General features: G+C 70.6%; 27 protein-coding genes. 16 read left to right on the forward strand and 11 right to left on the reverse strand.

Going from position 1 to position 25201, the window contains the following annotated elements:
* Window positions 1–6: 6 nt before the first annotated feature.
* Window positions 7–801 carry a DUF427 domain-containing protein gene (locus ABGB05_RS08860; RefSeq protein ID WP_347652716.1) on the reverse strand — a complete coding sequence of 265 codons (795 nt, stop codon included), beginning with the start codon at window positions 799–801 and terminating at the stop codon, window positions 7–9.
* A gap of 51 nt (window positions 802–852) precedes the next feature.
* Here ABGB05_RS08860 and ABGB05_RS08865 point away from each other — a divergent pair, with 51 nt between their 5' ends.
* On the forward strand, window positions 853–3054 hold the full coding sequence (locus tag ABGB05_RS08865) for a HEAT repeat domain-containing protein (protein ID WP_347652717.1): 2202 nt from the start codon (window positions 853–855) through the stop codon (window positions 3052–3054).
* A gap of 106 nt (window positions 3055–3160) precedes the next feature.
* Window positions 3161–4189 (forward strand): ABC transporter substrate-binding protein, encoded by a 1029-nt coding sequence (locus ABGB05_RS08870; protein ID WP_347652718.1) that lies wholly within the window; start codon window positions 3161–3163, stop codon window positions 4187–4189.
* 9 nt (window positions 4190–4198) lie between these two features.
* On the opposite strand, the gene ABGB05_RS08875 is transcribed toward ABGB05_RS08870, so the two are convergent.
* The 6 genes from ABGB05_RS08875 to pdxH form a co-directional block, all read right to left on the reverse strand.
* Window positions 4199–5368, reverse strand: a complete 1170-nt coding sequence (locus ABGB05_RS08875) for an acyl-CoA dehydrogenase family protein (RefSeq protein ID WP_347652719.1) — start codon at window positions 5366–5368, stop codon at window positions 4199–4201.
* Window positions 5365–5664 carry a type II toxin-antitoxin system VapB family antitoxin gene (locus tag ABGB05_RS08880; RefSeq protein ID WP_347652720.1) on the reverse strand — a complete coding sequence of 100 codons (300 nt, stop codon included), beginning with the start codon at window positions 5662–5664 and terminating at the stop codon, window positions 5365–5367. The genes ABGB05_RS08875 and ABGB05_RS08880 overlap by 4 nt, the downstream gene beginning before the upstream one ends.
* A gap of 189 nt (window positions 5665–5853) precedes the next feature.
* On the reverse strand, window positions 5854–6528 hold the full coding sequence (locus tag ABGB05_RS08885; RefSeq protein ID WP_347652721.1) for a nitroreductase family protein: 675 nt from the start codon (window positions 6526–6528) through the stop codon (window positions 5854–5856).
* A 16-nt stretch (window positions 6529–6544) separates the two neighbouring features.
* Window positions 6545–7486 (reverse strand): aldose 1-epimerase family protein, encoded by a 942-nt coding sequence (locus ABGB05_RS08890; RefSeq protein WP_347652722.1) that lies wholly within the window; start codon window positions 7484–7486, stop codon window positions 6545–6547.
* 71 nt (window positions 7487–7557) lie between these two features.
* The gene (locus ABGB05_RS08895; RefSeq protein WP_347652864.1) at window positions 7558–9021 is read right to left on the reverse strand and encodes an MFS transporter; all 1464 of its coding nucleotides are present in this window, start codon (window positions 9019–9021) and stop codon (window positions 7558–7560) included.
* 50 nt (window positions 9022–9071) lie between these two features.
* Window positions 9072–9731, reverse strand: coding sequence for a pyridoxamine 5'-phosphate oxidase (pdxH, locus tag ABGB05_RS08900; protein ID WP_347652723.1), 660 nt, complete (start codon window positions 9729–9731; stop codon window positions 9072–9074).
* 273 nt (window positions 9732–10004) lie between these two features.
* On the opposite strand from pdxH, the gene ABGB05_RS08905 reads away from it, so the two are divergent.
* Window positions 10005–11111 carry a citrate synthase 2 gene (locus ABGB05_RS08905; RefSeq protein ID WP_347652724.1) on the forward strand — a complete coding sequence of 369 codons (1107 nt, stop codon included), beginning with the start codon at window positions 10005–10007 and terminating at the stop codon, window positions 11109–11111.
* A 60-nt stretch (window positions 11112–11171) separates the two neighbouring features.
* Here the strand turns inward: ABGB05_RS08905 and ABGB05_RS08910 are convergent, their stop codons facing one another.
* Window positions 11172–11633, reverse strand: a complete 462-nt coding sequence (locus ABGB05_RS08910; RefSeq protein ID WP_347652725.1) for a DUF3592 domain-containing protein — start codon at window positions 11631–11633, stop codon at window positions 11172–11174.
* Between the two features lie 226 nt (window positions 11634–11859).
* Between ABGB05_RS08910 and serC the strand changes: the two genes are divergently transcribed.
* The 6 genes from serC (at window position 11860) to ABGB05_RS08940 (ending at window position 17141) form a co-directional block, all read left to right on the forward strand.
* Entirely contained in the window at window positions 11860–12987 is a 1128-nt protein-coding gene (gene serC / locus ABGB05_RS08915; RefSeq protein WP_347652726.1) for a phosphoserine transaminase, read from the forward strand.
* A 231-nt stretch (window positions 12988–13218) separates the two neighbouring features.
* Window positions 13219–14280, forward strand: a complete 1062-nt coding sequence (gene sepH / locus ABGB05_RS08920) for a septation protein SepH (RefSeq protein ID WP_347652727.1) — start codon at window positions 13219–13221, stop codon at window positions 14278–14280.
* A 353-nt stretch (window positions 14281–14633) separates the two neighbouring features.
* Window positions 14634–14921 carry a hypothetical protein gene (locus ABGB05_RS08925; protein ID WP_347652728.1) on the forward strand — a complete coding sequence of 96 codons (288 nt, stop codon included), beginning with the start codon at window positions 14634–14636 and terminating at the stop codon, window positions 14919–14921.
* Window positions 14918–16318 carry a hypothetical protein gene (locus ABGB05_RS08930; protein WP_347652729.1) on the forward strand — a complete coding sequence of 467 codons (1401 nt, stop codon included), beginning with the start codon at window positions 14918–14920 and terminating at the stop codon, window positions 16316–16318. The genes ABGB05_RS08925 and ABGB05_RS08930 overlap by 4 nt, the downstream gene beginning before the upstream one ends.
* Window positions 16319–16349: 31 nt before the next feature.
* A complete protein-coding gene (locus ABGB05_RS08935) occupies window positions 16350–16859 on the forward strand; it encodes a hypothetical protein (RefSeq protein ID WP_347652730.1) in 510 nt (169 codons plus the stop codon).
* Between the two features lie 27 nt (window positions 16860–16886).
* Window positions 16887–17141: a hypothetical protein gene (locus tag ABGB05_RS08940; protein ID WP_347652731.1), complete on the forward strand. Its 255-nt coding sequence runs from the start codon at window positions 16887–16889 to the stop codon at window positions 17139–17141.
* Between the two features lie 39 nt (window positions 17142–17180).
* Here ABGB05_RS08940 and ABGB05_RS08945 read toward each other — a convergent pair whose 3' ends face one another.
* The gene (locus ABGB05_RS08945; protein WP_347652732.1) at window positions 17181–17384 is read right to left on the reverse strand and encodes a VOC family protein; all 204 of its coding nucleotides are present in this window, start codon (window positions 17382–17384) and stop codon (window positions 17181–17183) included.
* 222 nt (window positions 17385–17606) lie between these two features.
* On the opposite strand from ABGB05_RS08945, the gene ABGB05_RS08950 reads away from it, so the two are divergent.
* From ABGB05_RS08950 to ABGB05_RS08970, 5 genes are all read left to right on the forward strand, one after another.
* Window positions 17607–18101 (forward strand): DUF2975 domain-containing protein, encoded by a 495-nt coding sequence (locus ABGB05_RS08950; protein WP_347652733.1) that lies wholly within the window; start codon window positions 17607–17609, stop codon window positions 18099–18101.
* Window positions 18101–18316 (forward strand): helix-turn-helix transcriptional regulator, encoded by a 216-nt coding sequence (locus ABGB05_RS08955; RefSeq protein WP_347652734.1) that lies wholly within the window; start codon window positions 18101–18103, stop codon window positions 18314–18316. Before ABGB05_RS08950 ends, ABGB05_RS08955 begins: the two co-directional genes overlap by 1 nt.
* Window positions 18309–19223: an ATP-binding cassette domain-containing protein gene (locus tag ABGB05_RS08960; protein ID WP_347652735.1), complete on the forward strand. Its 915-nt coding sequence runs from the start codon at window positions 18309–18311 to the stop codon at window positions 19221–19223. The genes ABGB05_RS08955 and ABGB05_RS08960 overlap by 8 nt, the downstream gene beginning before the upstream one ends.
* Window positions 19220–20026 (forward strand): hypothetical protein, encoded by an 807-nt coding sequence (locus tag ABGB05_RS08965; RefSeq protein WP_347652736.1) that lies wholly within the window; start codon window positions 19220–19222, stop codon window positions 20024–20026. Before ABGB05_RS08960 ends, ABGB05_RS08965 begins: the two co-directional genes overlap by 4 nt.
* Window positions 20027–20589: 563 nt before the next feature.
* Window positions 20590–21366 carry a transposase family protein gene (locus ABGB05_RS08970; RefSeq protein WP_347652737.1) on the forward strand — a complete coding sequence of 259 codons (777 nt, stop codon included), beginning with the start codon at window positions 20590–20592 and terminating at the stop codon, window positions 21364–21366.
* A 23-nt stretch (window positions 21367–21389) separates the two neighbouring features.
* Here the strand turns inward: ABGB05_RS08970 and ABGB05_RS08975 are convergent, their stop codons facing one another.
* Window positions 21390–21653, reverse strand: a complete 264-nt coding sequence (locus ABGB05_RS08975) for a VOC family protein (protein WP_347652738.1) — start codon at window positions 21651–21653, stop codon at window positions 21390–21392.
* Window positions 21654–21655: 2 nt separating this feature from the next.
* Window positions 21656–22201 carry a DinB family protein gene (locus tag ABGB05_RS08980; RefSeq protein WP_347652865.1) on the reverse strand — a complete coding sequence of 182 codons (546 nt, stop codon included), beginning with the start codon at window positions 22199–22201 and terminating at the stop codon, window positions 21656–21658.
* A gap of 67 nt (window positions 22202–22268) precedes the next feature.
* Between ABGB05_RS08980 and ABGB05_RS08985 the strand changes: the two genes are divergently transcribed.
* Window positions 22269–23252, forward strand: coding sequence for a YafY family protein (locus tag ABGB05_RS08985; protein WP_347652739.1), 984 nt, complete (start codon window positions 22269–22271; stop codon window positions 23250–23252).
* 117 nt (window positions 23253–23369) lie between these two features.
* Window positions 23370–25040, forward strand: a complete 1671-nt coding sequence (locus ABGB05_RS08990; protein WP_347652740.1) for an alpha/beta hydrolase — start codon at window positions 23370–23372, stop codon at window positions 25038–25040.
* Window positions 25041–25201: the final 161 nt, after the last annotated feature.

Consider the following 25201-nt stretch of genomic DNA (forward strand, 5'->3'; position numbering starts at 1 on the left):
GCGGCGTCACTTCGACCAGCGGGTCTGCGGCCGGGGCAGCCGTTTCCCGTCGACGACGAGGTCGACCTTCTCGTTGAAGAAGCAGACCATTCCGGCGATCGGCTGCAGCAGGTGGCTCGGGAAGTCGTACGCCCAGGCGACGTCCTCGTGGAGGGTGTCGCCGATCCGCACCGACCAGTAGTTGCTGGTCCGGCCGGTGTACGGGCAGGCGGTCACGGTCTCGGTCGGAATCAGCCGGCCCAGGTGCACCTCGGCCCGGTTCAGGTAGAAGCGGGTCGGTACGCCGGTCTCGAAGACCAGCACCGGGGACCGGGTCTCGGCCAGCAGCTCACCGTTGAGCTCGACCCGTACGTGCCGGGTCGAACGCAGCGCGTCGACCCGGGTGTACGGGTCCCGGGGGTGGACGAAGACCTCCTCGTCCTCCTCGAACCAGGTGTCGAGGGCCTGCCAGTCGATCCGCACCATGTTCACCAGCCCCTCCTTCGAGGGGTCGATGTGCACCCGGACGACACCGGCCCGGTAGTTGTCGCCGACCCGGAGGCCGTACTGCCGGGCCGATCCGAGTTTGAACTCCTCGATGTCGTGCTCGTCGACCAGGAAGTCCTGACGGATGTCGTCCAACGGGACGTAGTAGTGCGGATAGTGCGACCACTCCCAGACGTACTTGGCGTGCGTGGTGTCCAGCACCCACTCACCGTTCAGGATCCCGCGGATCCGCCGGGGGGCGGGCTCGATGTGGTCGACCGGAACCAGCACCCGGGGAAAGTCGGGCGAAGCCATCGTCTGGGGTTCGTCGGACACGACACGCGGCTACCCCGCACCCCGGGCCTTAATCCCCTACAGTTCCGGCCCATGCCGCTCACCGCGATCAACGACGTCGACTGGACCGGGCTGACCCACGCCTACGGGCCGGCAGGGGACGTACCGGACATGCTGCGCGGGCTCGCCGCCGGGGAGCCGGAGCAGGTCGAGCAGGCCTGGGACGAGGTCGTCAGCAGCCTCTTCCACCAGGGCACGGTCTATCCGGCCACGGTTCCGGCGGTCCGGTTCCTGGTCGCGCTGGCCCGGGCCGGATCGCCGCGCCGCGCCGCGATCGTCGCCCTGGTCGGCATGCTCGCCGATCCCGCGCACACGGACGGTGACAGCGCCGACCAGGTGCGGGCGGCGGTACGGGCCGAGGCCGACCGGCTCCGCCCGCTGCTGGCCGACCCGGATCCGACCGTCCGGGGCCACGCCGCCTACGCGCTGGCCCAGTGCGGTGACGTGGTGCCGGTCGGGGTGCTACGGGACCGTCTCGACGTGGAGGAGTCCCCGGGTGCCCGGGCCTCGCTGCTGCTCGCGCTCGGCCTGCGTGACCCGGCCGGCTCCGCCGAACTGCTCGGGCACGCCGTCACCCAGGGCCCGCCCCCGGCACGGTTGGCCGCCGCGCTCGCGATGCTCCGGGCGGGCCTCGCCGGGCCGAGCGGAGGCACGGCTTCCCTCGCCGAGGCGTTTCGCGCCGACGGGGACGCGCATCCCGGGTACGGCGGGCAGGCCGAGGCTTTCTCGCCCTGGCTGTCGCACGGATCCGTGCTGGACGAGGTTGTCCGGGACGCGTCCGCCGAGGTCGCCGCCGACCTGTCGGGCCGACTGCTCGCCGCGCCGGCTCCGACGGTCCGGAGCGCCGCGATCTGGGCGTTGGGCGAGCGGGTCGAGAAACAGCGTTCGGCTCCCGAACGGTTCGTGCCGCTGCTGGCCCCGACCCTGGACGATCCGGTGTCCGAGGTCCGCGAAGCCGCCGTCTGGGCGCTGCGCCGCGCGGGACGGACGGCCGGTGTCTTCGCCGACCGCCTGGCCCGGATCGCCGCCCGTTTTCCGATGGTGGCCGGCAACCATGGCACCGCCGAGCAGCACGCGCTGGAGACGCTCGCCCTGCTCGGCGATCCGCGCTGGCTGGATCCGCTCTGCGCGGCCTGGGCCGCCGGGCGCGAGGTCTGGTTCCCCTCGACCGGACTCTGGTGCTCCCCGGCGAACCTGGCGGCGGTACGCCACCAGCTCCGCGAACTGGCCGCGACCACGGGCAGCGCAGCCGACCCGGCCGACGCCGAAACACCGACAACGGCCGATGCCGGTGGCGCCGTCGTCCGGGGCCTCGCCGGGCTCCTCGCCGGCTGGAGTACGACCGGCTCGGGTACGGCCGGAGGGGTCCCCGGCTGGCGACCGTCCGCCGCCGAGGCCGGCCCGGAGTTGCGGGCGGTGCTGTCGCTGGCGCCAAGGCTGGTCTCCCGGACCCTCGCCCTGCTCAGGATCGCCGACGCGGCCACCGAACCGTACCTGCGGACCGCGGCGCTCGACGGCGACCTGCACTGTGCCGTCGAACTGTGGCGGCTCAACGGTGACGCCGGCCCGTTGCTGACCGCCCTGGAGCCCCACGTGACCAAGGGAGGCAACCGGCTGGGCTGGGAGCTGCCGACGGCGGCCCGGGCCGCCGAGGCGCTCGGCCCGCTGGTACCCCGACTGCGCCACCGGCTCACCGGCACCGCTGCCGACATCCATCCGGACCGGGAGGTGCAGATCGCCACGGCCCGGATCGTCTGGCGCAACGGTGGCGACCCGGCCGAGGTGCTGCCGACGCTCGTCGCGATCCTGGACGCCCGCAGCCCGTGGGCGGACACCGGGGGCGGTCCGGCCCAGGCCGCCGTCGCCCTCGCCGCCGACCTGGGTGCGGTCGACGATCAGGCCCGAAAGGTCCTGCTGCCGTCGCTGCGGAGGCTGCTCGCCGACGGCGTGGCCCGGGTCGCCGCCGCCCGGGCGCTCTGGCTGCTCGGCGAGCCGCGTACCGAACTGGTGCCGGCGCTGCTCGACGCGGTCCGGGAGTGGTACGCCGACCCGGCGGGGGTGGCCCTGCTTGTGGAGATGGTTGCGGTCGAGGCGGTTCCCGGCCTGACCGGGCTCGCCGATGCCGAGGAACGACTTCGTCCGTCGACCGGCGGAAGCGCCGACGACACGGTCTGGGCGGACGAGTGGTTCCGGGAGGTGTTGCGTACGGCGGTGGCTCGACTCTCACCCGCTTGACAGTTCCGACTTAGGTCAGGCTAACCTAAGGCCCGCTGGTCGCCGCACCACCGCGCCACGGGTCGTACCGCCACGCCATCCGCGTCAGTTCGAGGAGCCATCCGCCATGCCCCACAGTCGTACCCTCAGCCGCCGGAACCTGCTCGGCGCGGCCGGCGCCCTCGGCCTCGGCGCCCTGCTCACCGCCTGCGGCGGGAACGACAGCGGGTCGGGCGGCTCCGGATCGGCCCCGGGCGGCGGCCCGTGGAGCTTCACCGACGACCGGGGCCAGCAGGTGAAGACCGACGCCCGGCCGCAGCGGGTGGTCGCGTTCACCGGCACCGCCGCCGCACTCCACGACTTCGGTGTCACCGACCAGCTCGTCGGGGTCTTCGGCCCGACCACCCTGCCGGACGGCCGGACGGACGTACAGGCCGGTGACCTGGACGTCAGCCGGCTGACCGTGATCGGCAACGTCTGGGGCGAGTTCAACATCGAGAAGTACGCGGCACTCCGGCCCGACCTGCTGGTCACCCACCAGTACGAGGAGGGCGCGCTCTGGTACGTACCGGACGAGAGCAAGGACAAGATCGCCCCGCTGGCGCCAAGCGTCGCACTGGTCGCCTCCCGGGCGCCACTCGACACGGTGATCGGTCGGCACGCCGAACTCGCCGCCGCGCTCGGCGCCGACCTGACCGCGCCGAAGGTCACCGACGCCAAGGCCCGGTTCGAGGCCGCCGCCGCCAGCATCCGCCAGGCAGTGGCGGAGAAGCCGGGGCTCAGGGTGCTCGCCTGCTCGGCCTCCGCCGACCTCTTCTACGCCTCGAACCCGGGCGTCAACTCCGACATCCTCTACTACAGGTCTCTCGGGGTGGACGTCGTCGTGCCGGACAAGCTCGACAGCCTCGGCTACTTCGAGGGCCTGAGCTGGGAAAACGCCGACAAGTACCCGGCCGACCTGCTGCTGCTGGACAACCGCAGTTCCACACTGCAGCCGAAGGACCTGACCAGCAAGCCGACCTGGAACCAGCTCCCGGCGGTCCGGGCGAACCAGATCGTCGGCTGGAACAGCGAACCCCGGTTCTCGTACGCCGGCAGTGCCGCCGCCCTGGAGACCCTGGCGAACGCCATCCGCGGCGCCAAGAAGGTGGTCTGACCCGGAGTCTCAGCCGGTGAAGGCGGAGATGCCGGTCAGCCGCTGCCCGATGACCAGTTGGTGGACCTCCGAGGTGCCCTCGTAGGTCAGCACACTCTCCAGGTTGTTGGCGTGCCGGAGCAGCGGATACTCCCCGCTGATCCCGTTCGCGCCGAGGATCGTCCGGCACTGCCGGGCGATCGCCAACGCCTCCCGTACGTTGTTGAGCTTGCCGACGCTGACCTGCTCCGGACGGAGCCGGCCGGCGTCGGCGAGCCGACCCAGGTGCAGCGCCAGCAGGTAGCCCTTCTGCAGCTCGACCGCCATGTCGGCGAGCTTGGCCTGGGTGAGCTGGAAACCGGCGATCGGTCGACCGAACTGCTCCCGGGTGGTGGCGTACTCCAGCGCGGTGTGCAGGCAGTCCCGGGCCGCGCCGAGCGCACCCCAGACGATGCCGAACCGCGCCTCGGTCAGACAGCTCAGCGGGGCCTTCAACCCGACCGCCCCGGGCAGTTGCGCCTCGGCCGGCAGCCGGACGTCGTCGAGCACGATCTCACCGGTCGAGGAGGCGCGCAGCGACATCTTCCGCCGGATCTCCCGCGCCGTCACCCCGGGCGTGCTCATCGGTACGACAAAACCCCGCACCCCGTCGTCGGTACGGGCCCAGATCACCGCGACGTCGGCGACCGGCGCGTTGGTGATCCACATCTTGCCGCCGTCGAGCACCCAGTCGGTGCCGTCCCGCCGCGCCCGGGTGGTCATCGAGGCCGGGTCGGAGCCGTGGTCCGGCTCGGTCAGCCCGAAGCAGCCGACCGTCGTACCGGCCGCCATCGACGGCAGCCACCGCTGTTTCTGCTCCTCCGAGCCGTACCGCCAGACGGCGTACATGGCGAGCGAGCCCTGCACCGAGGCGAGCGACCGGACGCCGGAGTCACCGGCCTCCAGTTCCAGGCAGGCCAGCCCGTACGCGGTCGCCGAGGCACCGGCACAGCCGTACCCGGTCAGGTGCATGCCGAGCAGCCCGACCCGGCCGAACTCGGCGGCCAGTTCCCGGACCGGTGCCCGGCCCTGCTCGTACCAGTCGGCGACGTACGGACGGACCCGGCTCGCGACCAGTTCGCGGACGACGTCGCGGATCCCCCGCTCCTCGGCGGTCAGCGCGTCGTCCAGGTCGAGCAGTTCCAACGGGTAGGTGGTCATGACGCCGGCAGCACCAGGACCCGGGCGTGGATCTGGTTGCGTTGCTGGAGCGCGGCCCGCAGCGCCCGGTGCAGCCCGTCCTCCAGATAGAGGTGCCCGCCCCACTGCACGACGTGCGGAAACAGGTCGCCGTAGAAAGTGGAGTCCTCGGCGAGCAGCTTGTCGAGGGCGAGTTCCCGCTTGGTCGTGATGAGCTGGTCGAGGCGCAGCGGACGTGGCGGGATCTCTGCCCACTGCTTCAACGTGAGCCCGTGGTCCGGGTACGGTCGCCCGTCCCGAACCGCTTTGAAGATCACGACGGCACGCTCCCCTCCCCATGGCCGTGCTGGCCTGACCCCTTGCGTTTCCACCCCGGCGGCCCGCCCCGGCGCAAGCCGCAGATTGCAAATGACGCCCGTCAGCCTAGCGACCCCGTACGACCTCGTGGTTTGTCCGCCGATGTCAGTTTCGTTACTACCTCCGGTAGCGCACCTGACTGCTCTCGGTCAATCTGTCACGCCGCCCCAGCGCCCCCGGTGCACCACCTCGGCCACCGGCCGGCGACCCCGGCGCAACGAACCCGACCGGTGGTCCGGCGCCGGGTAACCGACCGTGACCGCGCCGATCGGGGTGAACCGGTCCGGCACCCCGAACGCCTCCCGGAACGCACCGACCCGTTCCACCGGCAGTCCGAAGAAGCACGCCCCGAGCCCCTCGTCCACCGCGGTCAACAGCATCAACAGGGCGGCGAACCCGGTGTCGACGTACCAGTACGGGACCGGCCAGCGGGCCTCGTCCCGGTCGGTCCAGCCCTTGTCCGGCTCGGCGTACCGGTCCAGGTACGCCTCCCGACTCGCGTGCGGCACGACGATCACCGGCGCCCGCCGCATCCCGGTCAACCACCGGCCCGGTGCGGGAAAGGCACCCTTCCTGTCGTTTCCGGTAGCGGAGGAGCCCCTTCCCGACACCTCGGGGCGGGCCTGTGGGCTGGTCACCGTCCAGAACCGGTCCCGGTCCGCCGGCTCGGTCAGCACCAGGAACGACCAGCCCTGGGAGAAACCGGCGGACGGCGCCCGTACGGCGTGGTCGAGCAACCGGTCCACCACCTCCGGCGGCACCGGCCGGTCCGGGTCGTAGTTGCGGACCATCCGACGCCGCCGGACCACCGCCGAGAACTCCATCCGGCCGTCCCGTCGCTCAGGCGCCCGGGCGGATGCCCCAGGCCGCCCGCCAGGTCTGCCCCGGTTCGAGGACGATCACGTCCTTGCCGGACCGGAACGCGTCCGGTGGGCAGGTCATCGGCTCCACCGCCACCGAACGGCGGTGCCGGTCGCCGGTCAGGGTGTCTCCGGTGAAGACCTGCCACCAGCCGAACGAGGCGTCGGCCCAGATACTCACCGCCGCCGAGGAGTCCGGCGCGGCCAGCGTGACGCTGGAACCGGCCGCGTCGACCTGGTCCGGGTCCAGGTCACCGAAGGCGAGGTCGAGCACCGCCGGACCGATCCGGCGCGGCGCGGTGAAGTCGTACTCGCCGCCGGCGACCTTGACCGCACCGACCGGCAGGAGCCGCCCGTCCAGCATCAGCCGGTTGCGGCCCGGCACCCGCAGCAGCAGGTCGTCCACCGGCACCCCGGGCAACCGCAGGTACGGGTGCACCGAGAAGCCGAACGGGGCCGGTTCCCGCCCCACGTTTGTCACCTCGTGTTCGGCCCGCAGCCCGTCCGCGCCGACCCGCCACTCGGTCTGCAGCTCCAGCGGCCACGGGTAACCCGGCTGGGCGGGCATCTCGCAGCGGATCACCACGCTGTCGGAGCGCTGCGACACCAGCCGCCAGGGCTGCCAGTTCACCAGTCCGTGGATCGCGACGTGCCGTTCCGGCTCGGTCAACGTCAGCTGCAACGACCGGTCCCCGAAGGTGTACCGGCCGTCCCGGATCCGGTTCGGCCAGGGTGCCAGGATCTGCCCCGCCGAGCCGGGGGCCAGCTCGTCCTCGCCGTACGCGTCGACGTAGTCGACCCCGTCCGCCCGGTACGCCCGCAGCCCTCCGCCGACCTCGACCACCACCGCCTCGTGGCCGTCCGCCGAGATGGTCCACTGTGTACCGGAAAGCGGTCGGGCCGCCGTCCTGACGTCTTCCATGTGCTGCTCCTAGGTCGGCCGCGCCCGACAGGAGGTGCGGTGCGGCTCGGTTGCTGATCGGACGATAGCCGCTAGCCGGACGTGGCGCCGGGCCGCCCGGACGGCACGCCGGGCTGGTCCGCCGGCCGCCTCGGAACAGGCGCGCCCGGACCGGGCACGGCGGGCGGTTCGGCCGGACCGGAGGCGGCAGGCAGATCGCCCGGACCGGGAACGGCGGACGAATTGGCCGGACCGGAGGCGGCGGGCAGATTGCCCGGTCCAGGCACGGCACCGGCGACGGGCTCCACCGGATCGTCGGCGACCGGGGCGCGGTAGCGGCGCAGCGCTGGGAAGAGCAGCCCGAGCAGTACCGCCAGCACCGCCGCCGCGAAGGCACTGCCGGACCAGGCGGCGCCGACCCCCCACACGCTCGCCATCGACCCGGACCGCAGGTCACCGAGGCGCGGCCCGCCGGCGACCACGGTGATGTTGACGCCCTGCAGCCGGCCGCGCAGCCGGTCCGGGGCGTACACCTGGAGCATGGACTGCCGGAAGACGGAGCTGACCAGGTCGGCGGCGCCGGCCAGGACCAGCAGCCCGACCACCAGCCAGAGCTGGTGGGCCAGCCCGGCGGCGGCGATCGCCAGACTCCACCCGACCACCGCGATGATCAGGCCGAGGCCCTGGCGGCTGATCCGGTTGATCCAGCCGGAGGTGAGCCCGCCGAGTACGGAGCCGATCGCGATCGCGCTGTACAGCCAGCCGATCGCCGCCCCACCACCGAACCGTTCGGTGGCGACCTCGGGGAAGAGTGCCCGGGGCATCGCGAAGGCCATCGCGATGATGTCGATGGCGAAGGAGAGCGCCAGCACCGGCGTACCGACGAGGTAGCGCAGCCCGTCCGAGATGCTGCGCAGGCCGGCCCGGCGCGGCTGCGTGGCGTCGTCCCCGTCGAGGATCGGCGGCATCGGCGGCAGCCGGTAGGTGGCCCACAGCGACACGGTGAACAGCAGCGCGTCGGCGCCGTACGCGATCGGGAGCGCCGCCTCGACCGAGGCCACCGAGAAGACCACGCCGCTGATCAGTGGCCCGACGACCGCACCGAAGGTGCTGGTGGTGAAGCCCAGGGTGTTCGCCGCCGGGACCAGGGTCGGCGGCACCAGGCGGGCGATGATCGCCTGCCGGGCGGGCGAACTGATCGCGAACGCCGTCGTCTGCAGCGCGACCAGGACCAGCAGCAGGACCGGGCTGCCGACCCGGAACAGCGCCTGGAGCAGCAGGCCGAGGGTGGCCAGCCACATCAGTACCGAGCTGGCGAGCAGCAGTCGTCGGCGGTCCATCGCGTCCGCGATCGCACCGCCCCAGAGCCCGAAGATCAACAGTGGGACGAACCCGGCGATGCCCAGCAGCCCGACCCAGAACGACTCGTCGGTCAGCGCGTACATCTCCACCGGCACCGCGACCGCGGTGAGCTGGAGACCGAACGTCGACACCGCGGTGCCGATCCAGAGCCGCCGGTACGCCGGCACCCGCAGCGGTCGTACGTCGATCGCCATCCGGGCGAACCGACCACGACCATCCCCCGTGATCTTGCTGTTACCGCTGCTCAAGGCGCCAACCGCTCAATGGTCCAATGCTGTGTACCGGACCGACGGTAGCGCAGTCGATCGTGCAACCGGCTGGCCCGCCCCTGCCAGAACTCCACCGACTCCGGCACCACCCGCAGCCCGCCCCAGTGCGGTGGCGGCGGCACCGGCGTACCCTCCGGGAACCGCTCGACGACCGCCCGGAACCGGTCGTCGAGCACCGTCCGGTCCGCCAGCACCTCCGACTGCGGACTGGCCCAGGCCCCCAGCTGGGAACCCCGGGGCCGGCTGGCGAAGTACGCCTCGGTCTCCGCCCGGTCCACCGGTGTCACCGTGCCGCAGATCACCACCTGCCGCTGCATCGGAAACCACGGGAAGAGCAGACTCGCGGACGGGTTGGCCCGCGCCTCGGTGCCCTTACGGGACCCGTAGTTGGTGTAGAAGACCAGCCCGCGCTCGTCGTACCCCTTGAGCAGGACCGTCCGGGAGCTGGGCCGCCCCCGCTCGTCGGCGGTCGACACCACCATCGCGTTCGGTTCCGGCAGCCCGGCCGCGACCGCGTCGGCGAACCAGCGGTGGAACTGGGTCCACCAGTCACCGGCCAGGTCGGCTCGGGACAGCCCGCCCGTCGTCGGGTACTCCTGGCGTAGTTCCGCAGGTGGCACCGTCTCCCCCACCACGTCCCTCTCCTCCCTCACCCGGCCGGCCCCCGGCCGCCGCCCGCCGACGGTACGCCCGGACCACGACGCCCCGGCCGGCGACGGTACGCCGATCCCGGGTGACGGACGTGTCGCGGACAGCACAACCCGGGCCACTCGCAAGTTAGTTACCCAGCAGGCAAGATGGCACGAATACATCCCTGAGTACGCCGGAGGCTCCAGCCCGACACACCCGAAACGCCGGGCGCACCGGGAACGAGCCCCGAGAGCACGGACGACGATCCAGGAGCGCGCATGTCCGACTTCAAACCGGGGCTGGAAGGTGTGATCGCCTTCGAGACCGCAATCGCCGAGCCTGACCGGGAAGGAGGGGCGCTGCGGTATCGGGGCGTCGACATCGAGGACCTGATAGGCCAGGTCTCCTTCGCCAACGTCTGGGCGCTGCTCGTCGACGGCCGGTTCGGTCCCGGCCTGCCGCCGGCCGAGCCGTTCCCGGTACCGGTGCACTCCGGCGACATCCGGGTCGACGTGCAGTCCGCGGTGGCGATGCTCGCCCCGTACTGGGGACTGAGCCAGCTCCTCGACATCTCCGACGAGCAGGCCCGCGAGGACCTCGCCCGGGTCTCGGTCACCGCGCTCTCCTTCGTCGCCCAGTCGGCCCGGGGTCTCGGCCTGCCGGCGGTGCCGCAGAAGGAGATCGACAAGGCGTCCACCATCGTCGAGCGGTTCATGAAGCGCTGGCGCGGCGAGCCCGACCCCCGGCACGTCAAGGCGGTCGACGCGTACTTCATCTCGGCCGCCGAGCACGGCATGAACGCCTCCACCTTCACCGCCCGGATCGTCGCGTCGACCGGCGCGGACGCCGCCGCCTGCATCTCCTCCGGCATCGGCGCGCTCTCCGGCCCGCTGCACGGCGGCGCGCCGTCCCGGGTACTGGAGATGATCGAGGCTGTCGAGCGCAGCGGTGACGCCGAGGGGTATGTCAAGAACCTGCTCGACCGGGGTGAGCGGCTGATGGGCTTCGGGCACCGGGTCTACCGGGCCGAGGACCCGCGCGCCCGGGTGCTCCGCCGCACCGCCAAGGAACTCGGCGCCCCCCGGCTGGAGGTCGCCGAGGCGCTGGAGAAGGCCGCGTTGGCCGAACTGCAGGCCCGCAAGCCGGACCGGGTGCTCGCCACCAACGTCGAGTTCTGGTCCGCCGTGGTGCTCGACTTCGCCGAGGTACCGGCGCACATGTTCACCTCGATGTTCACCTGCGCCCGGGTGGCCGGCTGGTCCGCGCACATCCTGGAGCAGAAGAAGCTCGGCCGGCTGGTCCGGCCGTCCGCCAAGTACGTCGGCAACGGCCCGCGCAAGCCGAGCGAGGTCGAGGGCTGGACCGCGATCCCGCACAACGCCTGAACTGCCGGAAGAGGGCCCTTCCCGTCGCCGAGCGGCAGCCGGTGACGTGGAAGGGCCCTCCTAACCGGGCAGCCACCCGGGGCCGGCCCGCCAGATGAGCCAGGTCAGCGCCGCGAGGCCGAGCGAGCCGGCCGCCGCGACACCCGCGCCGACAAAGCGCAGCGGAAGCGTCCGCACATCCTCGACGTACCGTGCCGGGTCGACCGGGTGGTACCGAACGGTGATCACGTCACCGGCCCTGGTCCCGTGGTACGCGCCGACCGTGGTCGTGACCTGCCGCCCGTCCCGGGTGGTGTAGACGATTCGAGCGTCGTCCCCGCCCCGGCCCCGGTTGACCAGCTGCACGACGCTCGCCGACGCCCGTTCCTGCGCCCCGCGCAGATACCAGTCCTGCCGCGCGTCGCGTACGCCCTCGAAGAGGAAGAAGACCGCCCCGGCCAGGCCGAGCAGCATCGCCACCCGGTGGGCCACCAGCTGCCCACGATCCGGCCCCGACGGCCCACGTCGACTCCGCCTCGCCATCGTCCCTCCCGGGTCCAACCTTGCGGGCGGCGGCGTCGGGGACGGCCCCGCCGGGCGGTCACCACCCAGATTGTGCCGGCCCGGATGTGGGGCACGCCTCAGTGGGCACGATGGGATAGCCCGACCGACCGGACAGGACGGGTGCGAGGATGGTCGGGCGGCAGCGTCGCCGGATAAACCGCTCGGCACCCGGGCTCCTCGGCCCATCGGAAGGATCTTCGCAACCGTGGCTGACGTATCGACCATTCGGATCCCAGACGAGATCAAACCCGCTGACGGCCGGTTCGGCTGCGGCCCGTCCAAGGTGCGTCCGGCCGCGGTCTCCGCGCTCGCGGACGTCGCCACGACGTACCTCGGCACCTCGCACCGGCAGAAGACCGTGCGTGACCAGGTCGCCCGGCTGCGTCGCGGCATCGCCGAGTTCTTCTCCCTGCCCGAGGGCTACGAGGTGATCGTCGGCAACGGCGGCGCCACCGCGTTCTGGGAGGTCGCCACCTTCGGGCTGGTCCGCGACCGGGCCCAGTTCGCCAGCTTCGGCGAGTTCGGCGCCAAGTTCGCCAAGTCCGTCTCCGACGCGCCGTTCCTCGGCGAGCCCACCGTGCGCAAGGCCGACCCGGGCAGCGCCCCGACCCTGGTCGCCGAGGCCGGCGTCGACGTCTACGCCACCCCGCACAACGAGACCTCGACCGGGGTCGCGGTGCCGATCCGCCGGGTCGCCGGGGCCGACGACGACGCGCTGCTGCTGGTCGACGCGACCTCCGGCGCGGGCGGCCTGGACGTCGACGTGCGCGAGAGCGACGTCTACTACTTCGCCCCGCAGAAGTGCTTCGGCTCCGACGGCGGGATCTGGCTGGCCCTGATGTCGCCGGCCGCGCTGGCCCGGGCCACCGAGATCAAGCAGTCCGGTCGCTACATCCCGGCCTTCCTCGACCTGGTCACCGCGATCGACAACTCGCGGCTGGAGCAGACGTACAACACGCCGGCGCTGGCCACCGTCTTCCTGGCCGCCGAGCAGACCGACTGGATGAACGCACAGGGCGGGCTGGCCTGGGCCGCCAAGCGCACCGCCGAGAGCGCCGCCATCGTGTACGGCTGGGCCGAGCGCTCCACCGTGGCCACCCCGTTCGTGACCGATCCGGCGCTGCGCTCCAACGTGGTCGCCACGATCGACTTCGCCGAGGGCGTGGATGCGACCGCGATCGCCAAGGCGCTGCGGGCGAACGGCATCGTGGACACCGAGCCGTACCGGAAGCTGGGCCGCAACCAGCTGCGGATCGCGCTCTTCCCGGCGGTCGAGCCGGCCGACGTGGAGGCCCTGACCGCCTGCGTCGACCACGTGGTCGAGCGGCTCTGAGGCCCGCCACCGGGCGGCGCGGGAACGCCGGCCTCCGGGTCGGATGGTCGTACCGACCACCCGACCCGGTCGGCCGGGGCAGCGGAACCGATTGATCAATTGGTCCAGCTCACCCGCGACATGCGGGCGTGGCTCTCCCCACCGGGTGACGAACCGGCGTACCGTGTCACAAGGACGCCCGGGTGGCTGACCTGTGGCGTGGGGCCAGCGAGGCGGGACGGAGGCAACGCGATGCGGCCAGTACGCTTCGTCGCCCTCTCCGAGGACGGCCAGGCCATGGTGCTCACCGACGAGGTGGGCCGCCTTCTCGCGCTCCCGATCGACGAACGGGTGCAGACCGTCCTGCACGGTGACCCCAGCAGCCCGACCCTGACCGCAGTCGGCAGCGGCACCGACCCGATGCCGTCGCTGTCCCCCCGGGACATCCAGGCCCGGATCCGGGCCGGCGAGTCCGCCGAGGACGTGGCCCGGATCGCCGGCGTGCCGGTCGACCGGGTGCTGCGGTACGCCGGGCCGGTGCTCCAGGAGCGGGCGATGCTCGCCCAGCACGCCCGACGGAGCCGGCTGAAGAACGCCGAGAACCCGACCCCGCTCGCCGAGATCGTCGACGGCCGGCTCTCCCAGCACGGCATCGACACCGAGAAGATCTCCTGGGACGCCTACCGGCGGGACGACGGGACGTGGCGGATCGTCGCGACCTGGCCGTCCGGCAAGGCGACCGCCCAGGCAGTCTGGGACCTCGACAAGACCCGGCAGGCGGTCACCCCGCACGACGACATGGCGCAATATCTCTGCGCCGAGCGGCCCGCGCCGCTGCTCGGCCAGGAGCCGGCGCCGGAGCGGAGCGGGCACGCCCTGCCCGGTCCGTCCCGGGTGGAGCCGGGTCGTGGCGGGCACGGCCTGCCCACCGCCAGCGACCTGCCCCGGCCCGGCCGGGACCCGATCCGGGCCGGCCGGGACGCACTGCTCGCCTCGCTCGACCGTCCGCTCGGCTCCAACGCCGGCCGGGGTCTCGAACCGGCCGCCTCGATGGCGCCGGAGACGCCCCGGCAGCGGCCGGTGGTCGGCGGCGCCGCCGCGCTGCTCGGCGGTGGTCCCGGTTCCGCCTTCGACGACGACTCCGACGCCCCGAAGGAGGTCCCGGCCGTACCGTCGCTGGCGGTGCTGCGGCCCCGACGCACCTCCGGGCCGGGCGGCGAGGGCGGCGACGCGGCGGGCAAGCCCCGCAAGCGGCTGCCGAGCTGGGACGACGTGCTCTTCGGCGGCGGCCCGGCGGCGCGGGAGAGTTCCTGAGCCACGGCTGTCGGGGGCGGAGGCAACCCGTCCCGTGAGTCTGCGGTTCCGAACGCGCCGCCAGCGTCGGCCTTTTCCTCATCGAGCTGCTCGGGCTCGGCATCTCCGGTCTCGGTGGCAGCGGCGGATGGCCAACGGCCGCGTGCCGTCCTCGGCCAAGGGCCACCGCTTCCTGTCGTGGGACTGATCGCCCGCTTCCCGCCAGGCTGAGGGCTCACCATCCCGAGGCTCCGAGGCGGACGAGCCCTCCCTGGACTGCTGAGCCGCCCGACCGGATCGAGGTCGACCCAGGCTTGCCACCTTTCGGTACCGTGTCGGTCGATGACCGACCCAGAGGGCGGGGGCCACGGACTGTGAGCGGATTCGAGGTCCAGATCGAACAGCTGCGGAAGGCGGCCACAGCAGCGGGATCCGCTGCGGAGCAGGCCAGGGCGGTGAACCCGGGTGCCGGCCTGGAGACCATCGCGACAGGCCTGCCAGGTGGCACCGCGGCATCGAGCGCGCCCACTCTGGCGTCGACGTTCAACCAGCGCGCGAAGAGATGGGCTGACGAGATCGACCGATGGAGCGGATCGGTCGCCTCGGCCGCGAAAAAATACTCCGAAAGTGACGAAGCGGCCAAGAAGGCTTTCGGGATATGACTGTCAGCTACGACGACGTCCGCAAATGGGACGCCAAGGCGCTGGACACGTCAGCCACCAACCTGCACGGGCGGAAAAACAAGATCATCGAGCTGCAGGACGAGCTCGACGACGCCCGGAAGTTGCCCAACTGGAACGGCACCGCAGGCGAGAACGCCCGCAATTCGCTGGGAACCACCCGGAACAACGCCGAGATCCTGGTCGCTGAACTGGCCGCCGTCGAGCGAGCCCTGCAGAACGCCGCGGACGACGTACACACGCTGAAGAACCGAGTCGCCAACAACGACTCCCTCGCCGACACCTACCAGTTCCGCATTGCCGCTGACGGCGCGATCGTGGACACCAAGCCCGCCGACCCTCCGCCAACGTCGCGGTTCGAGGCCGAGGACCGGGCCGAGGCCCAACGGTACCGCGAAACCATCAGGCAGCAGCTGGCGCAGGAAACCACGGCGATCCTCACCACGGCGAACAACATCGACACCACTCTCGCCCGGGTGATGCAACTCGCGCAGGACCGTAAGGTCAGCGACCACGACGCGACCACCCTGGCCGGCGCCAACAAGGGCGGGGACATCGACGCCCAGGTGGTCGACATGGAGCAGTCGCTGCGTGACGCCGGGCTGTTGACCGGGCCACCCGTCTCCGGCCACTACCGACAGTGGCTGGAGAACGCCGTGCGTCGAGGCGTCTCGATCGACACCATCAAGAAGATCGTCGCCGAACACCACATCACCCCGGAGGACTTCAAGGTCCTCGACGGATTGGAAGAGATCCGCGAGGACGAGGACGGCGACGGAATCTTCAAGTCGTACTTCCTGTTGCCGACCGACATCAGCGGGGACGATGCGGCCAAGGCGGTGCGGATGACCTACCTCATGAACGCGGGCACCGACTACGGCACCGAGGGCGAGAAGACCGACTTCGCACCGACCCCGTACGGGTCCGAGGAACTGCGGCGAATCACCGAACGGCAACGGGAGAACTCCTGGAGCTACGACGAAGATGTGGGATTCGTACACGGCAACGGTGGGCGGTTGGTGACCACCCCGAACGGCATGATGATGGGCCTGGGCGGGAACCTCATCCAGGACCAGTTCAGCCAGCAGGGCGGGACGGCATGGGGCGACACGTTCATGCTGAACATCGACGACCCGGAAGACCCGGCGCAACAGTTGCGACAGGTGGTGAGGTCGGGCCACGCGTGGTACGAAGGCGATGACGGCCCATACCAGGGTGCTCTCGACGCCGACCGACTGCTGCACCACGAGGAACGCCACTCCCAGCAGTGGGCGCGGGAAGGCCACCCGGGCTTCCTCGCCTCCTACGTGTGGGAACAGGTCACCGGCGGCAACGAGACCGAGGAAGACGCGGGGCTTTCCGATGGTGGATATCACTAGACGGCTGCGCGTCGCCTGCGCTGCCCTACTGGTGGCGACGACGATCGCGGCGTGTGACACCAGATCGCGGTTCGAGCCGTCGCTGCCGCCGGCGGCCGGATTCCGCGTCGCCGACGGCGTCCTGAAGTTGTGGACGGGAACCCCCTGCTCCGGCGTCATCCGCCTGACGTTGATTTTCGACACCGGCACCCAGGGGAGTGCGGAGCAGGTGTGGACCGCACCGCAGCCGGGAGTGACGGTCGAGCGCATGGACCTGCTCGCCACGGTCGGGGGATCCTCCCCGGACACCGGCGGACCTCTCCAAGTCCAGAAACCGCTGCCCGCGGACTACGACTGGACGAGGGCACGCTGGATCAACTTTTCCGTTGACGGCCCGAAGGCGTTCGGTGCCAGGGTCGACGTCGCCCAGGTGCTGCGCGAATCGGCCGAGCACCCGTCCGGAAGCTACCTGTTCGGTCAGCGCGGCTGGATGGACGCGTCGGACGTTCAACGCGAAAACCAGAAGTCGTTCCTCACAGTCTGCACTCCCGAACCGGGTTGATGCCGGCACGATCCAGTGGAGCCAGACATGGACACACCGGATGGCCCTTCCCGCACAGGTTTCCCACGGGCAGCGCTCCGGCGCGTCGTGCTCGGCGCGTTTGCCTGCGTCGCCATGGTGATCGTGCTGCTCGTGGCCGAGGTGGTGCTCAGCGCCCTCGGATTGTCCTCCGATCCGCACGGCTACGCAGCGTTCGCAGGAATCCTGTTCTCGGCGGTCCTGACACCGGTCGCGCTCGTACTGTGGCTGCTGTACCGATCAATGCGGCGACGCGGCAACTAACGGGCGCTCGACCTACCCGGCGCTCGGCGGCGGTCCCGGCTAGGACAGCGTGACGCAGAACTCGTTGCCTTCGGGATCGGCGAGGGTGACCCAGGTGTAGGGGCCCTGCCGGCCGTGGTGTAGGAACGTCGCACCCCGGCCGACAAGCTTTTCGACCGCCACGTCGACGTCGTCGGTGCCGACCCGTACGTCGAGGTGCATCCGGTTCTTCACCGTCTTCGGCTCGGGCTCATACCGGAACAATCAGACATCTTTTCCCTTGTTGCGGAGGGCAACCTCGACGAACCAACAACCGATCGATGCTCACCCGTGTTCGTCCGGTGGAAACCGGACAGCAGCACCCGCGACGTGTGCCCGAGGCGCCGTTCTACTCCGGCCATCGCAGTGGGCTCGCCCGTTGAGGGGAGTTGCTGAACCTATCGAATACCGGTAGATTCCCATCGTGGTTCGATCGAGGGAGAAGCGATGGGAAAGCTGACGGTGCTCGCGTTGCGGGCCGTCATCGTGGTGCTGCTCACCGGTTCGCTTTACGTGCAAGTCGCGATGGTGGCCTCCAACGCGGTGCAGCTCGACGAAGGCCTAGCAGCCGGAAACAGTCCCTATGCCGTGATCGCCATCGTGGCCCTTGGCCTACTGACCTTTCAGGTCATCCTGGTCTGCATATGGCGCCTGGTGACCATGGTGAAACGGGGAACCGTGTTCTCCCACGCCGCTTTCCGCTATGTCGACATTGTGATCGGCGCGATCCTGGCAGCCGCTGTCCTGGCGGCAGCCCTCGTGATCATCCTGGCCCCGGGCGAGGGTGACTCCCCCGGAGTGTTCCTCATCATGGGCGGAGTCGTCGTGGCCATCCTCGGCGCCGCTCTCATCGTGCTCGTGCTGCGGATGCTGTTGGCTCAAGCCGTCGCCCGCGATGCTCAGGCCGCGCACCTTGAGGACGAACTCGATGAGGTGATCTGATGCCCATCATCGTCGATATCGATGTCATGATGGCCAAACGCAAGATCTCCGTCAGCGCGCTAGCCGACCGCATCGGGATCACCCCCGCCAATCTCGCCGTCCTCAAGAACGGCCGGGCCAAGGCGGTGCGTTTCACCACTTTGGAAGCACTATGCAAAGCCCTCGACTGTCAGCCGGGAGACATCCTGCGCTGGGAAAGAGACAGCGATGATTGAGGTCCGGGGACTGACCAAACGCTACGGCGACATCCTGGCCGTCGACGACCTGAGCTTCGACGTCGAGCCCGGCAAGGTCACCGGCTTCCTCGGCCCGAACGGTGCCGGCAAGTCCACGACGATGCGGATGATGCTTGGCCTCGACCGGCCCACCTCGGGACAGGCGCTCATCAACGGCAGGCCATTCGCGACCTTCGCCGAACCGCTGCGCGAAGCCGGCGCGCTCCTGGGCCCCAGCTTCATGCACCCGGGCCGGACCGGGCGCAACCACCTGCGCATCGCCGCCAAAACCAACGGCATCCCGATGCGCCGGGTGCAAGAGGTGATCGAACAGGCCGGGCTCGCTGGTGCGTCTGGCAGACCCGTCAGGGGGTACTCGCTGGGAATGCGCCAGCGGCTCGGCATCGCCGCCGCGCTACTCGGCGAGCCACGGGTCCTGCTGTTCGACGAGCCCATCAACGGCTTGGACCTCGACGGTGTCCTGTGGATCCGCGACCTGTTGCGCCAGCTCGCCGACGAAGGCCGAACCGTGCTGGTGTCCAGTCACCTGATGAGCGAAGTGCAGCAGACCGCTGACCGCCTGCTGGTCATCGGCCGCGGCCGCCTGATCGCCGACGCGACGACCCAGGACATCCTGAACGGGCTGGGAAACCGCCAAGTACGCGTCCGCACCCCACAGCCGGACCTGATGTTCAGCCGGCTAACCGAGCAGGGCCTCACCGTCGAACGCGTTGACCCACATGAGCTGAAGGTCGGCAACAGCACCGCCGAAGACATTGGCAATCTGGCGCACACCTTGAACGTTGCCGTGCACCACCTGTCGGAAGTTCACCAATCCCTCGAAGACGCCTACCTCGAGTTGACCAACGGCAGCGTGGAACACCACAGCCGAAAGGACATGCCATGACGGCCACAACGATCGCCCCCGACCCCGATGACTTGCGCCCCAACGTCTCCCTTGGACAGACCTTCGCCAGGACGTGTGCGGCCGAGTGGACCCGGCTGTGGAGCGTCAAAGCCACTTGGTGGTTCCTTGCCGCAGCAGCGTTCGTGATGCTCGGCCTGGGAACCATCGCCGGTTTCGAGTCCGCTGCCCGCCCGGCGGAACTACCCAGCCAGCCAGCGTGGACAGAGGTCCGTTTCATTGCCCTGCCAGCACAGTTCGCCCTCTTTGGTCTCGCCGCCATCTCGGTGACCGCTGACTACGCCACCGGAGGCATCGTTGCAGCGTTGCAGTGGACGCCGCGCCGAACGGTCTTGCTTTTCGCCCGCCTGCTCGTCACCGTCGCCACCGCCACGGGAGCCGGTGTCGTGCTTGCCGTGATGGCGGCACTGACCGCGTTCGCGACCGCCAATTCCGCGCTCACCTTGCAGTTCAACGAGTTTCCTGGGTTTGTCGGCACGGTTGCTGTCGTCTTTGCCGCTGGAGCGACCATCGCGGCCGGGGTCGGTTTCGTGCTGCGCAACACAGCCGGGGCGTTGGTCTCGTTGTTTGTCCTGATGCTCGTCCTTCCCCAGGTGCTGCGGCAATTCGGAACGTTCGCCTCCGCGATAGCTGAGATCCTGCCCGGCTCCGGCACGATATTCCTCATCACCCGTCAAGTGCCAGGGATGACAACGGCATCGTCGGTGGCAGTCCTCTTCGCCTGGGGAATCGGCGCACTCCTGCTCGGCTGGCTACGGCTGCAACGCACCGACGCACACCGATAACCACCTATGTCACCCCAGACCACTGAACTCATCTTCCAGCCGGAAGGCGTCAAGACGAACTGGGTCGTTCGGGCCGGGCAAAGCTCGAAGCTGCTTCTCGAAGCCCGAGCGGGCAGCTTCTCGCACGTCTTCCCGTCATGCGGTCATGCAGGAAGAGATAACCGCAGCCGTCCCCCACGGCGAGCAGCGCGTTGAAATGAGTGTGATCCAGGCGGCGCCCTGGATCTGGTCCGCATCGGGGCAGGTCTGCCGGATCGCCTCAAGAGGAGCGCCGACGGTGAAGTCCTCCGGTGTAGGCAGTGGCGGATGGACCCACAGCATCACGAGGCAATCCACCCGGCGTCAACTCACGACCGGGGGGAAATACGATACCGTGAGGCTATTTCAAAACTCTATTTGCGATCTTGATCTGAGGGTAATCGATGTAACCTTGTGTGATCGCCGCGGGGTGTAAGTGGTCCGCGTCGCGTGTGTCGCATATGGACACGGCGGCTGTCACCCGGTAGATCAACTGGGTTGTGTGGACCACGTTGATCGAGGGACAGCCGCCGCGCTGTGAGCGTATGACCGGGTTGAGTCGGGAGCAAGTCGACCGCCTGTACGCCGAGTTGGATCTCATCCTGGACTGGCAGGCGCCGCTGGGCCGGCCGAAGGCGTTGCCGCTGTACACGGCGCTGGTGATGGTCCTGTTCCAGTTGCGCCACAACCTGCCCGAGGACGTCTGCGCCGAGGTGTTCGGCTGCGCGACCGCCACCGTGTGGCGTTATCAAGAGCAACTCGAACCGCTCATCGACGCGATCCTCGACGAGTTCGCCGCGCGGGTGACCGCCCGGGCCCGTTCGGGGGCGGTGTTGGTCGACGGGTTCGTCGCCCCGGTCGGCGAACGCGCCAACGCCACCGGCCTGTTCTCCGACAAGAAGCACATGCCCGGGCAGAACGTGCAGGTCGTGGCCACCCTCACCGGCCGCGTCGTCGATGTCGGGGAACCCTGCCCGGGAGCCCGCCACGACAGCAAGGCGTTCGTCGACTCCGGTACCGCCACCCGCTGGGCCAGCCACTACGCCCCGGACGGTCCCGGCGTGATCGGCGACAAGGGCTACCAAGGCACCGGCCTGACCACCCCGTACAAGAAACCACCCGGACGAGACCTCACCGACGTACGCCGCGCCTGCAACACCGCGATCAACCGCACCCGCGCCGCCGTCGAACGCGCCATCGCCCACCTCAAGAACTGGAAGATCCTCAAGACCGGCTACCGCCGGTCCCTCCACGATTTCCCACGAGTGTTACGCACCGTCACGAAGCTGGAGATCTATCGAGCGGCCGGCGAACCCTTTTGAAATAGCCTCCGGTTCTTGGTTCGTCAGGCTTTCCCTTCGGCACGCTCTGGAACAGCACCCGGGGCGAGCCGGGCGGCCCCTCCCGGTGGGATCGCCGCCCCGGCCCGCCACACCAGCACCCCGTGGTGCCGCGTGGTCTCGTCCGCGCTGGCCTGGCCGGTGTCGACCATCCGCTGGATGAACGCCTCGTCGCTCGGCTCCACCTGCCAGCCGAGGGTTTCGGCCCACCAGTCGGCGAGGGTACGCGGGTCGGTGCTGTCCTGGGTCACCTGAAACTCGTACGGCATCGTCAGCTCCTGTGCTGGTAGAGGTCGCGGAGCAGACTGATCTCGGCTCCGTGGTGGATGACTTCACGGTTGATGTGCAGCATCAGCGCGGCCATCGGATACTCGGCGTACGGGCCCTCAGCCGGACCGCAGGGTCGGGCGAGACCTTCCGTGCCGAGCCCGCGTACGCCCCCGATCCAGGTCCCGTACGCCTCGTCGAGCTGCGCCAACGCCTCGGCCGCCGTGCCGGCGTAGTCGAAGGTGGTGTAGTCGCGGGCCGGGCCGCCGAAGTGGCTCGCGTTGCGGGCACCGAAGACGCCGACGACGAGGTGGGCCAGCCGCCACGCGATCGTGGTCACCGGAGGCGGAACCGGCTCCGGCCAGACGAAGTCGGCGACGTGGCCGCCGCCACCGTGCCCGTCCGGATTCTCGGCCCGGCTCCGGATGCTCCAGCAGCCGGGCACCGGCTCCCAGAGGTACTCGTCGTCGGTGAGTCCGTCGAGCCGGGCTCGCAACTGGTGCTGCCAGTGCCAGTCCAGTTGGTCCGCGAGTTGGTCGGTCCAGATCAGGTCCATCCGGTCACGCTATCCACGATCGAGGACAGTTCCGGTCCTCGATCGCTGGCAGACTTGGTGGGTGTTGGACACCTCGGCCCGGTTGCTCCGGCTGCTCGCCCTACTCTCGACCCGTTCCGAATGGACCGGGCCGGAGCTTGCCGACCGGCTCGACGTGACCGTACGGACGCTGCGCCGCGACATCGCCCGGCTGCGCGAACTCGGCTATCCGGTGCACGCCACCCCGGGGGTCGCCGGCGGCTACCGGCTCGGCAGCGGCTCGACCCTGCCACCGCTGCTGCTCGACGACGACGAGGCGGTGGCGGTGGTGCTCGGCTTGCGAGGCACGACCAGCCACACCGTCACCGGCATCGCCGAGACGTCGGTACGGGCACTGGCGAAACTGGAGCGCATCCTGCCGGCCCGGTTGGGTCGACGTACCGCCGCACTGCGGCTGGCCACCGTGCCGCTGCCGGACCGGGTCACGCCGGTGGCTCCCGAACTGCTCACCACGCTCGCCGAGGCGTGCCAGGAGTTCCGGCGTCTCAGCTTCGACTACCGGAGCCGGGACGGCACTGCCACGGTACGGAGGGTGCAGCCGCACCGGCTGGTGCACACCGGCCGCCGCTGGTACCTGCTCGCCCGCGACGAGGACCGGGACGACTGGCGTACCTTCCGGGTCGACCGGATCGGTGACCCACGGGCCACCGGCGGCCGGTTCACCCCGCGCGACCCGCCGGACGCGGCGGCGTTCGTGGCCGACGCGATCACCACCGCGCCGTACCGGTTCCGGGCCCGGGTCCTGGTGCACGCGCCGGCCGAGCAGGTCGCCGAGCGGGTGCCGTCCTCGGCCGGGGTCGTCGAGTCGGTCGACGCCGGGCACTGCCTGCTGGTCACCGGCGCCGACTCGGTCACGAGTATCGCGGTGCACCTCGCGCTGCTCGGGCAGGACTTCACCGTGCTGGAACCACCCGAGTTGGTCGCGGAACTCGCCGTGGTCGCCGACCGGCTGCACCGGGCCCACCAGGGATCCGCCGGGGCCGGCCGGTCGCGTCCCGGGCGGTGATCCGGCCCGGGTCCCGTTCCCACCCGGGTGACGGTCCCTTTCCCGTACCCGATCGACGTGGTCGACTGTGGCGGTCGTGGACCAACCACGACCGTCTAACGATCAACGGGGAGAAGCATGAGACGAACGTTCCGCGCCGGCGTTGGCCTGCTCGCCGCCACACTGATCCTGTCCGGCGCCAACCCGGCGGTCGCGGCACCGGCCGCCCCGGCACCCGAGCGGGTCGTGGGCGACTGGCGGCCGGGGCCGATCGACTGGCAGCCGTGTCCCGAGGTACCCGACGACCCGGGCGTCCGCTGCGCCACGCTCCACCTGCCGATCGACTGGCGTCGGCCACACGGCCCCACCTTTCCGTTGGCGATCGCCAAGCGCGCCGCCACCGGCCCCGAACCAGCCGTCGGGCCGCTGCTGGTCAACCCGGGCGGTCCGGGCGGCTCCGGAGTCGACGAGGCGATCTACCTCGGGGCACGGTTCGGCGGCGAGCCGCGGTACAGCCCCGAGTTGCTGCGCCGCTTCGACCTGATCGGCTTCGACCCGCGGGGGGTCGCGCGGAGCCACCCACTCGTCTGCAGTAGCGAACTCCTCGCCCAGCAGCCGTTCCTGATCCCGGAGAGCGAGGCGGCCTACACCGCACTTGTCAACTACAACCGGCGCCTGTACGCCGACTGCCGTACCCAAACCGGACCGCTCTTCGACCACCTGGACAGCGTTGACGTCGCGTACGACATGGACGCCGTCCGGGCCGCGCTGGGCGCGCGACACATCAGCTACTACGCCCTCTCGTACGGCAGCCTCATCGGCCAGATGTACGCCGAGCACTTCCCGGACCGGATCCGGGCCATGGCCATCGACAGCAACATGGACCACAGCCTGGGTGTCCGGGACTTCCTGCGCACCGGGACGGTCGCGGTACAGGAGTTGTTCGACGGCTTCGTCGCCTGGTGCGGCCGGGACGAACGGTGCGCGCTGCACGGCCGGGACGTGCGGGCCATCTTCGACGACCTCCTCCGTCGGGCGGAGGCCGGCGAGCTGGTCAACCCGGACACCGGCGCCCCGATGCACTGGTCCGAGCTGGGCGCCCAGGTTCGGAGCAGCAGCTTCGAACCGCTCTGGATCATGCTGTCCAACTGGCTCGCCGCGCTGGTGGACCAGACGTCCCCGACGGCGGCCGGCGCGGTGGCGCCGCGCCGGGCCGTCCCTGCGGCGGATCGTGCCGGCACGGCACCCGGTACCGACGCCACCTCAGTGGAGGTCACCGAGCACCCCTTCCTGATCTTCTGCCAGGACTGGTCGCTGCCGGTCCGGAGCTTCGCGGAGTACTCCCGCCACCTGGCGGAGCTCCGGCGCGTCGCACCGCAGGTCCGGATTTCGACGCTCAGCAGCCTCACGGTCGGCTCCTGCATCGGCTGGCCCGCGAGGCCGGGCAACCCGCAGCACCGGCTCCGGGTGCGTACGTCGATTCCGCTGCTGGTGCTGGGCGTCCGTTACGACCCGTCCACCCCGTACCAGTGGTCGGTGAACGTGGCGAAGCAACTCGGCCGGCATGGTCGACTGGTTACCTACCTCGGTTGGGGACACGGCGGCTACAACGCCACACCCTGCACCGTGTCGATCGTGGACCGGTACCTGGTCGACCGGAAACTGCCGCCACCCGGAGCGACCTGCGTGGGCGTCCTGGATCCGACCCCCCGCTCGCAGCCCTCGGGTACACCGTCACCGCAGCGCCCCGGCTTGCCGGCGCCAACCCTGCCGAACCCACCGACCTGGTTCGGCCGGCACGCGGGCTGACCTGGACGACCGGGAACACCCCGGGGTGGCCGTGGGTCGGGACGTACGCCCGGCCCGCGGCCACCGTCGCAGCGGTGGACCGGGGTCAGGGGTCCACTCGTCACCGGCGGTGACCCGCTGGCCTGCGCCCCGGACCGAGGCGACTCGCCGGCTTCCGCGCC

This window comes from Plantactinospora sp. B5E13 (assembly GCF_039871775.1).
In the GTDB taxonomy this organism is placed as follows: Bacteria; Actinomycetota; Actinomycetes; order Mycobacteriales; family Micromonosporaceae; genus Plantactinospora.